Source organism: Streptomyces sp. NPDC101393 (assembly GCF_044767385.1).
Classification (GTDB): Bacteria; Actinomycetota; Actinomycetes; order Streptomycetales; family Streptomycetaceae; genus Streptomyces.
The window spans coordinates 740,337-753,541 of sequence record NZ_JBIWNU010000001.1 but is presented as its reverse complement, the minus strand read 5'-3'; the positions used below and the strand labels follow the sequence as shown (position 1 = coordinate 753,541).

Sequence of the window (13,205 nt, the reverse complement as noted above, 5' to 3'; positions counted from 1 at the left end):
GGGTGTAGTCCTGGTGTATACGCGGGATGTATAGCGCACAAGGGCGCCCGGGATCCGGGGCTTCCGGGTCCCGGGCGCACCGCTCACTCCGACCGCAGGCCGTCCGGGCGCATCATCCGCCACAGCGGCGGCAGACTCAGCAGCGTGATCACCAGGACGAGCCCGGCACCCGCCGCCGGCAGCGGCCACACCACCGACCAGTCGACGCTCGCCTTCCCGGCCATGTTCAGCAGCGCCATGCCGAGCCCGAGCCCGCCGGCGACGGCCAGCGCGAGGCCCAGCACCACCGGGACCGCGGTCTGCCACAGCACCGACCAGCCCAGGGTGCCGCGCCGGGTGCCGAACGCCACCAGCACGGACAGCAGCCGCCGCCGCTCGCGCAGCTGCTCCAGCGTGGAGACCAGCATGCTCGCGGCGATCAGCGCCAGCGTCGCGGTGGAGGCGACGAGCAGACCGGTCCGCACGCTCGCGAACTGCTTGTCGCGCGAGTAGTTCTGGAGGGCCGTGACGTTGATCAGCGGATCGATACGGGCCGCGGTGTTGCGGACGTACTCCTGACCGTCCGGGAGACGAGGGTCGACCTTGACCATGGCGCGCGCGGTGGGGTCGTCCAACTGTGCGGTGTCCAGCGCGCCGGGGGTGGCGAAGATGCCGAAATTCGTCTGCCCCGAGGGGTCCTTGCGGGAGTCGACGGTCCGGGCCGACTTCGGCACGGTCCACCAGCGCGCCGCGCCGTCCGGCTTGCCGGTGTCCATGTCCGCGTTGAACAGCACCTTCGCGCCGGGCCGGGCGGTCTCGAAGAGGTAGTCGTCCTCGACCATGCCGCTGCTGTCCTTGACGATGAAGGCATCGCCGTTCTTGCAGGAGCCGGTGTGGGCCAGTTCGCTCAGGGTGGCGCAGTCGCCGACGGTGACCTCGGTCGACGGCGTGAAGTCCTCGCCCTTGTGGGCCGGTTGCGCCCGGGTGGCGCTGGCGTGGATCGCCGCGATGACGCCGTCCACACCCTGCGTGGCGCGGAAGTCCCCGATCATCTTCCGGATCGTGGCGATGTCCCGCGTCGGCAGCGAGATGTCCATCTGCGCGCGCCGCGAGTCCTGCCCGGTGACCTTCATGAAGTCGCTCTGGATGGCGGCGAAGAACAGCTGGAGCGCGATGGCCCCGGCGACCGCGACGGTGATGCCGCTGACCGCGCGGGCGGCCGTACCGCTGCTCAACTGGAGCCTCCGGATGGCCAGTTGCCAGGGCACCGGGCCGCCCCTGAGGCGGCCCACGACCGCCTCCACCAGCCACGGCAGCAGCAGCGTGACGCCGAACAGCACCAGCACCGCGCCGCCGGCGATCGCGTACGGGTCGACCACGGCGTTCGCGGTGTCCACCCGGCCGTTCAGGAGCAGCAGCGCCAGGCCCGCCAGGGGCAGCGGCAGCCGCCACCACAGCCGGCGGCGGCGCCCGGCGGTGTGGCGCACGACGCCCAGCGGCTCGATGGTGACCCCGCGCAGCGCGAAGAGCGTCACGAGGACGGCGGACAGCGGTACGGCGACGGCGACCAGCACCGCCAGGGCCGGGGCCGGGGTGATGTCGGAGGGGAAGGCGTTGATGTCCCAGAGGGTGACCGAGCCCATCAGCTGCCGGGCCGCCAGGAACAGCAGCGCGCCCAGCACCAGCCCGAGCAGCGAGCCGAACAGCGCCTCGCCCGCCGCCATCCGACGGGTCATCCGGACATCGGCGCCCACCAGGCGCAGTGCCGCCAGCCGCCGGTCGCGGCGCTCCCCGCCGAACCGGACGGCGGTGGCGATGAAGAGGGCCACCGGCATCAGCAGCACCACACAGGCCACGATGATCAGCACCACCAGCAGCGGACTCATCGGTTCGGGCTCGCTCGTGGCGCCGAATCCGGCGATGTGGTGCGCGCCGTCGGCGCCGGGCAGGGTGGCGCTGTTCGCGTAATAGCTCAGCTCGCCGGGACCGATCAGGCCGGGCTGCCCGATGGTGCCGACGGCCTTGTACGGCAGCCGCTCGCGCAGCAGCTCGCCCTCCGGGGACGCCAGCAGCTCCTTGAGGGCGGGGGAGACCACCATCTCGCCCGGGTGCGGGAGGGCTGCGACACCGGGCGGGGCGGGTGCCTTCGGGCCGTCGGGGCGCAACAGGTTGCCGTCGACGGTGTCCCCGCGAAAGGACGTCTCGACGTGCGCGTGCAGCAGGGTCCGGTCCGAGGGCGTGACCGGCCGCTCGCCGGCGACGACGGCGCGGGCCTCGCCGCGCTGGGCGCGGCCTTCCATGATGTGCGGGACGGACGCGGCGCCGAACAGCAGCACCACGCCCAGACCCACGCCGAGCGCGGTCAGCAGCGTACGGGTCCAGCCTTCGCGCCCGCCGCCGGCCGCGAAGCGGAGCCCCATGGCGAGATCGCGGAACCAGGAGGACCAGGAGGACCAGGCGGACCAGGAGGACCAGGAGGAGGGGCCGCCGGCGGGGCGCGCCGGGCCGGTCGCGGTGCTGCCGCCCCGCTGTCCGGTCGTGTCCAGGCGGCTCATGCCGAGGCCGCCATTTCCCGGGCCACGCCGTCGCGGACGACGATCTCGCGGTCGGAGTAGGCGGCGACGCGGGCCTCGTGGGTGACCAGGACGACGGCCGCGCTGCTGCCGCGGGCCGCCTCCGTGAGCAGCGTCATCACCCGCTCGCCGTTGAGGGAGTCCAGGGCGCCGGTCGGCTCGTCGGCGAAGATGACGCGCGGCCGGGAGGCCAGCGCGCGGGCCACCGCGACGCGCTGTCCCTGGCCGCCGGAGACCTCCCCGGGCCGCTTGGCCGCGACGCCGTCCACCTCCAGGCGCTCCAGCCACTCCCGGGAACGCGCCTCGGCCTCCTTGCGCCGGACGCCGTTCAGCCGCAGCGGCAGCGCGACGTTCTCCACACAGGTCAGCTCCGGTACCAGCTGGCCGAACTGGAAGACGAAGCCGAAGTCCGCGCGGCGCAGCGCACTGCGACCGGTGTCGCTCAGGGCGGTCAGGTCGTGCGCGCCGTAGCGGACGGTGCCGGTGTCCGGCCGGATGATGCCGGCGAGGCAGTGCAGCAGGGTCGACTTGCCGGAGCCGGAGGGTCCCATGACGGCGACGACCTCGCCGGCGTGGAGGGAGAAGTCCGCACCGTCCAGCGCGGGCGTGGAGCCGTAGGTCTTGTGCAGCGCGGTGGCTTCGAGCAGGGATCCGGCCGGGGTCATGCGCGGGCCTCCGGGAGTGCGGGCAGGGTGCGTCCGATGGGCATGCCGCTCACTCTACACGAGGTGTATACGCGCAATGTATAGCCGTTTCCCGCCCCTCGGATCCGCGGTGCCCGTCAGCCGCTGCCCGGCGGCCCGCCCGGGGGCTGGTCCTTCGGAGGCCGGCCCCGGCGCGGCAGCGCCCCCGCGTCCCGGGGCAGCCGCCCCGCGTCCTTGAGCGCCTTGCGGAGCAGGAACTCGATCTGCGCGTTGGTGCTGCGCAGCTCGTCGTTGGCCCACCGCGCGAGCGCGTCATGGATCAGCGGGTCGAGCCGCAGCAGCACCTGCTTGCGCTGCTGCGGCCGCCCGCGTGGCTTCCGGTCGCCGTCGGCTCCGGGCCCCTCGGGGGTGTCGGCACTCACTGGTAGAGGGAGCCCGTGTTCAGTACGGGCTGGGCGGCCCGGTCGCCGCACAGCACCACCATCAGATTGCCGACCATGGACGCCTTGCGCTCCTCGTCCAGCTCCACGATCCCCTGCTCACTGATCCGGATCAGCGCCTGCTCGACCATGCCGACCGCGCCCTCGACGATCTGCTGGCGGGCCGCCACGACCGCACCGGCCTGCTGTCGCTGGAGCATCGCGGAGGCGATCTCGGGTGCGTAGGCGAGGTGGCTGAAGCGGGACTCGATGATCCGTACGCCGGCCGCCTGGACCCGGGCGGTCAGCTCGATCGCGAGCTTCTCGGTGATCTCCTCGGCGTTGCCGCGCAGCGACAGGCCGTCCTCGTCGTGCGCGTCATAGGGGTACTCGATCGCGATGTGCCGGACGGCCGCCTCGGTCTGGGTGGCGACGAACTCCAGGAAGTCGTCGACCTCGAAGAGCGCCTGGGCGGTGTCCTCGACCTTCCAGACGACGATCGAGGCGAGCTCGATGGGGTTGCCGTAGGCGTCGTTGACCTTGAGGACGGCGGTCTCGTGGTTGCGCACCCGGGTGGAGATCTTCTGGGCGCTGGTGAGCGGGTTGACCCAGCGCAGGCCGTCGGTGCGGATCGTGCCGACGTACCGCCCGAAGAGCTGGATGACCCGCGCCTCGCCCGGCGCGACCATCTTCACGCCGGTCATGCAGAAGAAGGAGCCGATCACCGCCAGGATCCCGACGATGACCAGGGGAACGCCGGCGCCGTTGTTGCCGCCGGAGCCCAGCACCCCGCCGACGATGATCAGCGCGATGCCGACGAAGACGCCCAGCACCGTCAGGAGCAGCGCGAGGCCGCCCGCGATGCTGTGCGCCGCCTTCTCGCGGACCTGCGGCTCCGGCATCTCGGGGGCGTCGACGGTGAGATCGCCGTCGGGTCCGGTGGGACGGTCGGCCGGTGTGTGGTCGGACATGGGGATCCCCGTTTCTCCGTCATGTTTGTGATGCTGCGTACCTAGCAAACTGATATCACTTTAACGGGGGTGCGGGACGGCTGTCCAGGGCGGGGTGGAGGCCGATACCCGGCGCCCCTGGCCGGTTCCCTCCCGCCGGGTGCTGTTTGTCACGCCAGGAAAAGCCTTGATCGATGAGCATTTGTTGACAGATGCGGTGTTAGCTTCGACCGCTGAGTTTTCTGGGGGCGGAACCGACTGGAGTGGCTGGAGCGATGGGCCGAGCGGACGCGAGACGGGCGCGGCAGGGGAGCGCCCGCCGGGCCAAGAAACAGAAGAAGGGCGGCATACGCCGCTTCTTCACCTGGAAGAAGATCCTCGGAACCTTCCTCGGCGCGTGCCTGCTGGGCATCTGCGCCTTCATCGGCCTGTACCTGTACGTCGACGTCCCCACCGAGGGCAACGACCAGGCCAAGCTGCAGAGCAACGTCTTCAAGTACGCCAACGGCAAGACCCTCGCCCGCTCGGGCTCGGTCAACCGCGAGACCGTCAAGATCGAGCAGGTCCCCAAGGAAGTCCAGCACGCCTTCGTCGCCGCCGAGAACAAGACCTTCTACCAGGACTCCGGCGTCGACCTGAAGGGCACCACCCGCGGCATCCTGAACACCCTCATGGGTCACGGGAAGCAGGGCGGCTCGACGATCACCCAGCAGTACGTCAAGAACTACTACCTGAGCCAGGAGCAGACGGTCTCCCGCAAGCTCCAGGAGATCGTCATCTCGCTCAAGGTGGACCAGAAGCTGAGCAAGAACGACATCCTCCTCGGCTACATGAACACCAGCTACTACGGCCGCGGCGCGTACGGCATCCAGGCCGCGGCGCAGGCCTACTACGGCGTCGACGTCGACAAGCTCTCCGTCTCGCAGGGCGCCTACCTCGCCTCGCTGCTCCAGGCCCCCAGTCAGTACGACTGGTCGGCCGCGACCCCCGACGGCCGGACGCGGGTCAAGGCGCGCTGGGCCTACACCCTCGACAACATGGTCGAGATGAAGTGGCTGTCCCCGGCGGACCGCAAGAAGCAGGCCTTCAAGAAGCCGCACGACCCCAAGCCGCTGCCCGGTCTGAGCGGTCAGGCCAGCTACATCATCGACGAGGCCAAGAGGGAACTCTTCGCCCACGGCGTCGACGAGAAGCAGTTCGAGCGCGGCGGCTGGACGATCACCCTCGGCATCGACAAGAAGAAGCAGCAGGCGCTGGAGAAGTCGGTCAAGCGCAAGCTCTCCGACGACCTCGACCCCAAGAAGCGCAAGGTCGACGCGGACGCCCAGCTCGGCGCCACCTCCGTCGACCCGTCGTCCGGCCGTGTCGTCGCGATGTACGGCGGCGAGGGCTACCCCAAGCACTACCGGAACAACGCCACCCGCGCCGACTACCAGCCGGCGTCCACCTTCAAGCCGCTGATCCTCGCGTCGGCCATGGAGAACAACGCCCTCACCCAGAGCGGCCTCCCGATCACGCCGAACACCATCTACGACGGCAGCAACCGCCGCCCGGTCGTCGGCGGGGACCGGCCCTTCGCGCCGCCCAACGAGGACCAGCGCGACTACGGCAAGATCAGCACCCAGCAGGCGATGAACAACTCGGTCAACTCGGTCTTCGCGCAGATGGGCGCCGATGTCGGCCTCGACAAGGTCAAGAAGACCGCGGTCAGTCTGGGCATGGGCACGAACATGGACGTCACGCCCGCGATGACCCTGGGCAGCATGGGCGCCAGCCCGCTCCAGATGGCCGGCGCCTACGCCACGCTCGACAACCACGGCAAGAAGGTCACCCCGGCGGTGGTCGTCAAGGCCGAGCACAACGACGTCGAGCAGCCGCTGCCCGACCCGATCGGTGAGCAGGTCCTGAGCCGGCACACCGCGGACACCCTCACCTCCGTCCTGACGGGCGTGGTCAACGACGGCACCGCCTCGGAGGCCGTGAAGAACACCGCGTACGAAGCGGCGGGCAAGACCGGCACCTCCGACGACAACAAGTCGGCCTGGTTCGTGGGCTACACGCCGAAGCTGGTCACCGCGGTCGGCATGTTCGGTGAGTCCGCCAAGGCCGGCAGCGCCCAGGTCACCCTCAAGGGCACCGGGGGCGGCGGCCGGGTCAACGGCGGCGGCTACCCGGCCAGGGTGTGGGCCGACTACACCGAGGCCGCGCTCGGCGGCAGCACCGGCGCCGAATTCGACCTCGAAACCGACCTCGGGGCCGGGGTGCCCCCGACCTCCACCCCCACGCCGAGCGACACCCCCTCGACGACCCCGTCGCCGTCGCAGACCCCCAGCGGTACGCCGTCGGGGAGCCCCTCGCCGAGCCAGACGCCGTCCGGGTCCGCCAGCGGCGGGCCGCCGACCCCGCCCACCACGTCGCCCAGCGGGCCGGGCCTGCCGAACGGCGGCACGACCGGCGGCGACAACGGCACCGGCGGGAACGGCAATGGCGGCAACGGAAACGCCACCGGCGGCACCGAGGACAACGCCTTCCCCAATCTGAACTGACGCCGCACCGCCCGAACGCACGCAGCTCGGCCCCCGCCTCGCGAGGCGGGGGCCGAGCTGCGTGACGGGATGGCGGCCGTGTGCGGCCGCTCAGCCGCCGTTGACCTTCTTCGCGATCCGGTCGCCGATGCCCTTGTCGATGTTGCGCCAGTACTGGAACGCCCGCTCCAGCACCGCAGGGGTCACATCGTCCAGGAGATGCCCGGCGACATTGCTGACCAGCCGCTCGCGGGCCGCGTCGTCGAGGACCTCGCGAACCATCGTGCCCGGCTGCCCGAAGTCGTCGTCCTCCCGGCGCAGGGTGTACGCCTCGCGCACCATCTCGCCGCTGGTCGCCCAGCCGGCCGGCTCACCGAAGTTCGCGGTGTCCGCCGCCGGGCCGCCGTACGAGTTGGGCGCGTAGGGCCGGGCCGTGCGGGCCGGGTCGAAGCGCATCGGGCCGTCCTTCGCGTACGAGTGGACGGGGACGTGCGGCCGGTTGGGCGGCAGCTGGAGGTAGTTCGGGCCGATGCGGTACCGGTGGGTGTCCGGGTAGGAGAACAGCCGGCCCAGCAGCATCTTGTCCGGTGACGGGCCGATGCCCGGCACCATGTTGGACGGCTCGAACGCCGCCTGCTCGATGTGGATGAAGTGGTCTTCCGGGTTCTTGTTGAGCGTCATCCGCCCGACCTCGATCAGCGGGTAGTCGCCGTGCGGCCACACCTTGGTCAGATCGAACGGGTTGAAGCGGTAGTCCGGGGCGTCCGCGAACGGCATGACCTGCACATACAGCGTCCAGGACGGGGCATTGCCGCTCTCGATGGACTCGTACAGATCGCGGCGGTGGTAGTCCGCGTCCTCGCCGGCCAGCCGGTCGGCGTCCTCCTGGGGCAGGAAGTCGATGCCCTGGTCGGTCTTGAAGTGGTACTTGATCCAGAACTTCTCACCGCCGGCGTTGACCCACATGTAGGTGTGCGAGCCGTAGCCGTTCATGTGGCGGTAGGTCTTGGGGATGCCGCGGTCACCCATCAGCCAGGTCACCTGGTGGGCCGACTCCGGCGACAGCGTCCAGAAGTCCCACTGCATGTCGTGGCTGCGCAGCCCGCTGCCCGGATGCCGCTTCTGCGAACGGATGAAGTCCTGGAACTTGATCGTGTCACGGACGAAGAAGACCGGGGTGTTGTTGCCCACCAGGTCGTAATTGCCGTGCTCCGTATAGAACTTGAGGGCGAAGCCCCGCGGGTCGCGCCAGGTGTCCGGGGACCCCATCTCGCCCGCGACCGTCGAGAAGCGGGCCAGCATGTCGGTGCTCTTGCCCGGCTGGAAGAGGTCCGCCTTGGTGAACTGGCTGACGTCGTTGGTGACGTCGAAGGTGCCGTAGGCGCCACTGCCCTTGGCGTGCACCACCCGCTCGGGGACCCGTTCGCGGTTGAACTGGGCCATCTTCTCGATGGCGTAGTGGTCCTGGAGCAGGATCGGGCCGTCCGGACCCACTGTCAGTGAGTGCTCGTCGCTCTCCACCGGAATGCCGGCGTTGTTCGTCGTGCGCGGGACGTGCTGCGCGGAGCTTGTCATTGGAGGAATGCCTCCCGTTCGGCGACCGGAGTGGGGTGGGGTCAGTAATTCCCCATTTGTCCACCCAATCAGTCAACGCCGCCGACGGCATGTCGGCAAGAGTGGGACCCCGTCCGGTCTCAGACGGGGTCCCATGACGGGGAATGCGGTGGCCGTGCCGCGGCCGGAGTCAGGGGCGCCCGGCCCCCGGCGGCATCGACAGCTCGAACCAGACGACCTTTCCCATGCTCAAACGGGTCGCCCCCCACCGCCGCGCCATCCGGTTGACGAGGTAGAGACCCCGCCCGCCCTCGTCCGACGGCCGGGCCTGACGCAGCCTCGGCAGCTGCGGAACGTCATCACCCACCTCGCAGCGCAGTACGTCCGTTCGCAGCAACCGCAGCGTCACCGGCCGCTCCGCATACCGCACCGCGTTCGTCACCACCTCGCTGACCAGCAGCTCCAGCTGATCGGTCAGCTCCTCCAGGCCCCAGCGCGCCAGCGCCCGGCGGGCCAGCCGGCGCGCCTGCCCGGCCGTCTGCGCCTTCGGGTCCAGATACCAGTACGCGACATCGCTCGGCGCTATCCCGTCGAACCGGGCGGCCAGCAGCGCGATGTCGTCATCGCGGTCACCGGGCCCCAGCATGTCCAGCACCTCGTCGCACAACGGCTCCAGCGGCGGCGGATTGGGGCCCGTCAGCCGGGCCGTCTCCGTCAGCCGCTCCCGCAGCTGCTCGATACCGGTCCACACATCGCGGATCCGCGACTCGACCAGCCCGTCCGTGTAGAGGACGAGGGTGGCGCCCGCCGGGGCGTCCAGCTCCACCGCCTCGAAGTCCACCCCGCCCACGCCGATCGGCGCGCCCGGCGGCACCCGCAGCACCTCCGCACGGCCACCGCGGTGCAGCATCACGGGCGGCGGATGACCGGCGTTGGCGATGATGATCCGGTGCGCGACCGGGTCGTAGACCGCGTACAGGCACGTCGCCATCCGGTCCGAGCCCAGCCGCTGCGCCTGCTCGTCGAGATGGTGCAGCACCTCCTGCGGCGGCAGATCCAGACCCGCCAGGGTCTGCGCCGTCGTCCGCAGCTGGCCCATGATCGCCGCCGAGGTCATGGAATGCCCCATGACATCGCCCACGACCAGCGCCACCCGGCTGCCGGGCAGCGGAATCGCGTCGTACCAGTCACCGCCCACCCGCGCCGTCTCGGCGGCCGGCAGATAGCGGCTGGCGAGCCGCACGCCGGTCGGCTGCGGCAGCGAGTCCGGCAGCATGGTGCGCTGCAGTGCGTCGGCGATGTACGCCTCGCGGCCGTAGAGCACCGCCTTGTCCACGCCCAGCGCGGTGTGCGTCGCCAACTGCGCCGCCACCAGCAGATCGTCCGGCTCGAACGCCGGACGGTCCGGCCGCCGCAGGAACACCGCCGCACCGATCACCCGCCGCCGCCCGCGCAACGGCGCCAGGATCACCCGGTGGCCGCTCGGCAGCCGGGTGTCCGGGCCCAGCAGCTCGGGCAGCGCCGTCCGCGCCGCCTGCGCCTCCCCGAACAGCGGGCGCACGCCCCGCAGCACCTCCGCCAGCGGACCGCCCGGCCGCACCTCGGCCAGTTCGGCCGCGCTGCCGCCCATCGCCGGACCCAGGTCCGGCTGCGCGGGCAGCACCGGCAGCCGGGTGCCATTGGTGTCCGGCTCCTCCGGGATCCGGTCCGTACGGCGCAGCCGCAGCACCACCGGGCCGGTCGGGCGCTCGTCGCCCACCGGCAGCGGGTCCCGCAGATACACCAGGATCGCGTCGGCGAACGTGGGGACCGTCGCCCGGCACAGGCCGAGCACGATCTCGTCGAGGTCTATGCCGCGCGCGATCCGTCGCGTCGCCGCCCCGATGAACCGCAGCCGGTCGCCGCCCGCCTGCCGGGCCGCCGCCACCTCGCCGGTCTCACCGGGGTGCGCCGAACGGGCCGGCGGAGAGCCCTGCGGCGGGCCGGCCGGCGGCGGTACGGAGGGAGCGCTCACCGTCTCCTCGCCCGGCGGCCGCGACCGGCCGCCACCACTCGTCCTGCCGCCCTCGCGCGGTCGCCCGATGCCCTCGCCCGTACGCGGGCCCTGCCCGGGGCGCGGCTCCTCGTCCGGTCCTGGCGTCTCGGGGCTGCCGACCGCGGCACGCGCGACATGCCGCGCGGCACGCTGATCGGGCCCCGGGCCCCCGGCGCCCTGCGGGCCGTTCGACGCGGCACGGACCGTACGGGTGATCGCCGCCGCGCCGTGCTCTCTGCCCCGGCCCTGGGCGCCGTCGGCCGCGGGGCGTTCGGCGTCCGCCGCCGGGTCCTGCCGCGCCGTGCCGTGGCCGACCACCGGCTCGTCGTCGGCCCGGCCGGCCGGCGGCCCCGCGGCGGCGGTGGCGAAACCGGACGTGCCGTCGGCGCCGGCCGGGCCGCTGTCGTTCCCGCGGATGCCGATGTCGTCACCGCCCCGCACGGCGAAGCCGGCGCCCGGCACCGGGGCGAACCCGGCGGCGGGCTGTTGCAGGGCATTGCGCGGGTCGGGGACCGCGCCGAGCGGCGCCGCCCCGGCCTGCCCCCGCAAAGGGGATGCCGAGGACGCGGTGGTCGAGGCCGACCGCCGCGATTCGTGGGAGGTGGGGTGCTCCGTCACGCGTGGGATTCCGTCCGTCCGGGGCTGCGCGCCCGACACGCCGCGCTTCAAGCGCGCCGCACGGGCGGACGCGCCTGACGCGCTGCGTCTCAAGCGCGTCGCAGGTGCAGAAAGAGCTGGATCTCGGGTGGTACGTCCGTGCTCGCCGGGGCATACGCGAACGAGTCCTCCCCGGTGACGTCGAAACCCGCGTCGCGCACGATCCGGCGCAGGTCGTCCCGTAGGTAACCCGATACCCGGATCGAGTTGCCCAGGAACGGAATCGTGAAGTCATCGACATCCGCCTCGACCATCGACAGGGCGAGCAGCCCGCCCGGTCGTAGCAGATCATGCAGCATGCCCAGCGCGTAAGGGATTTCCGCACGTGGCAGCATCAACAGCGAGAAAAAGGCGGCGATACCGTCGAAAGAACCCGGCCCGCCGAGCCGGCCGTTGCGCAGATCGGCGATGTCCAGCCGGTGGAATTCCGCGGCGGGGACGTTCTCCCGGGAGAGTTTGATCATCGCGGGGGAGATGTCGACGCCCACCACACGGTGTCCGGCGTCGGACAGCTGACGGGCGGTCGGCGCACCCGTACCGCACCCGAGGTCCAGCACCCGCGAACCGTCGGGCAGCGCGCCGGCCAGCCAGCCTCCCGACGCGAGCTGACCTTCCTTGTGCGGGAAGGCCTCGTCATACCGGTCACCGATCGCGTCGAACGCCTCGGCCTGGCCGGCCCGGTCGAGTGCTAACCGGTTCAGGCCCTCATATCCGTCGTAGCTTGCAGCGCTCACGACCTTGCCCCTCCTGCGACCGCGGTCAAGTTCGGTTTCCAGTTCTGGAGTTGCGCCTGTGCAGTCTTGCGGAGGACGATCCTACGTTTGAAGCCCGGGGGCGCAGCAAGGGGGCTCGTGGGTGTCATGTGGGCAACCCCCTCCGGCCCCTGAAGAAACGTCTGCTCACCACGGTGTTCCACAGCGTTGCCCCACAGGCTGACGCATAGGCGCAGGTTTCCAGGATTCACCCCCTTCACCCACCCCACTTCACCCCATTTCACGCCGCTTCACTTCGTTTTCGCATTACTTCACTCGCTCACGACCGCACATTGTCACGCGCCCGGTCCCAGTTGTCCGGCAGCTGCGGCACCGTCCAGGCGGGGTCGGGCCGCCAGTCCTCCCAGCCGTCCGCGAACGGCCCGCCCCACGCCGCGATGTGTGCCAGCGCCGCCCGGCCCGCCGACCGCACCTCGGAGGCCTGGGCCGGCGTGATCAGCCCGTCCCGCTGTGCCTGTGCGAACTCGTCCTCGTCCCGCCACTCCCAGTGCCGGTCCGGATAGACGCAGATGTCGAGGAAATGGTCCAGCGAATCGATACCTCCCGCCCAACGGCGGCGCGGCTCCTCCAAATTGACGTACCAGTTCTTGAACTGCCAGCCGCGCTCCCAGAACAGCCACACCGACCACGGGTCGCCCGGCCGCGCCAGCTTCAGCACGCCGGTACCGAACCAGTGGTCGAGGGTGGTGCGCCGCGGCTTGGTGTAGCGGGTGGCCAGCGGCTCGCGGTGCACGGCCGTGCCGTCGGCGAGCACCGGCCGGACACAGGTGGTGCCGGGGGCCATCCACACCGCGAGCAGCTCGTCCGTGTCCTGGACCACGGTCATCGGGCGGCAGATGTGAATCCGCTCGGCCGCGGCGTTGTCGCGATAGCGCCACAGGATGTGATCCCCCGGCGCCCAGCGCACCCGCTCCGCCGTACCGCGCTCGCCGCGCCCCGCCGTGCCCGCCGCCCCGCGGGTGCCGGCCGTCCCGCCTTCCGTTGTGTCCACCATGTCCGCTGTCATGCGCAGATCTTAGGGGTGAGGAGTTACGCGCGCCGTGACCTGCGACGCACCGGGCGTTACGGACACGTCACGCCCGGTGCGTCGGCGTCG

The 13,205-nt window shown here is 71.4% G+C and carries 9 protein-coding genes; 1 reads left to right on the top strand and 8 read right to left on the bottom strand.

Features of this window, described 5'->3' with window-relative positions; all coding sequences use genetic code 11:
* Positions 1–83: 83 nt before the first annotated feature.
* From ACIRQ7_RS03230 to ACIRQ7_RS03215, 4 genes are all read right to left on the bottom strand, one after another.
* On the bottom strand, positions 84–2,534 hold the full coding sequence (locus ACIRQ7_RS03230; protein ID WP_404259418.1) for an ABC transporter permease: 2,451 nt from the start codon (positions 2,532–2,534) through the stop codon (positions 84–86).
* On the bottom strand, positions 2,531–3,217 hold the full coding sequence (locus ACIRQ7_RS03225; protein WP_404259417.1) for an ABC transporter ATP-binding protein: 687 nt from the start codon (positions 3,215–3,217) through the stop codon (positions 2,531–2,533). The genes ACIRQ7_RS03230 and ACIRQ7_RS03225 overlap by 4 nt, the downstream gene beginning before the upstream one ends.
* A 116-nt stretch (positions 3,218–3,333) precedes the next feature.
* Positions 3,334–3,618, bottom strand: a complete 285-nt coding sequence (locus tag ACIRQ7_RS03220; RefSeq protein ID WP_404259415.1) for a hypothetical protein — start codon at positions 3,616–3,618, stop codon at positions 3,334–3,336.
* On the bottom strand, positions 3,615–4,586 hold the full coding sequence (locus ACIRQ7_RS03215) for an SPFH domain-containing protein (RefSeq protein ID WP_404259413.1): 972 nt from the start codon (positions 4,584–4,586) through the stop codon (positions 3,615–3,617). Before ACIRQ7_RS03215 ends, ACIRQ7_RS03220 begins: the two co-directional genes overlap by 4 nt.
* 254 nt (positions 4,587–4,840) lie before the next feature.
* On the opposite strand from ACIRQ7_RS03215, the gene ACIRQ7_RS03210 reads away from it, so the two are divergent.
* Entirely contained in the window at positions 4,841–7,111 is a 2,271-nt protein-coding gene (locus ACIRQ7_RS03210) for a transglycosylase domain-containing protein (RefSeq protein ID WP_404259411.1), read from the top strand.
* Positions 7,112–7,201: 90 nt separating this feature from the next.
* Here the strand turns inward: ACIRQ7_RS03210 and ACIRQ7_RS03205 are convergent, their stop codons facing one another.
* The 4 genes from ACIRQ7_RS03205 to ACIRQ7_RS03190 all read right to left on the bottom strand — a co-directional run bounded on the left by ACIRQ7_RS03205 (position 7,202) and on the right by ACIRQ7_RS03190 (position 13,115).
* Complete coding sequence (locus ACIRQ7_RS03205; RefSeq protein WP_404259409.1) at positions 7,202–8,665, bottom strand: catalase; 1,464 nt, start codon at positions 8,663–8,665, stop codon at positions 7,202–7,204.
* Between the two features lie 169 nt (positions 8,666–8,834).
* A complete protein-coding gene (locus ACIRQ7_RS03200) occupies positions 8,835–11,297 on the bottom strand; it encodes a SpoIIE family protein phosphatase (RefSeq protein WP_404259408.1) in 2,463 nt (820 codons plus the stop codon).
* 89 nt (positions 11,298–11,386) lie between these two features.
* Complete coding sequence (locus ACIRQ7_RS03195) at positions 11,387–12,070, bottom strand: class I SAM-dependent DNA methyltransferase (RefSeq protein ID WP_401462543.1); 684 nt, start codon at positions 12,068–12,070, stop codon at positions 11,387–11,389.
* Positions 12,071–12,368: 298 nt separating this feature from the next.
* Complete coding sequence (locus ACIRQ7_RS03190; protein ID WP_404259407.1) at positions 12,369–13,115, bottom strand: DUF402 domain-containing protein; 747 nt, start codon at positions 13,113–13,115, stop codon at positions 12,369–12,371.
* Positions 13,116–13,205: the final 90 nt, after the last annotated feature.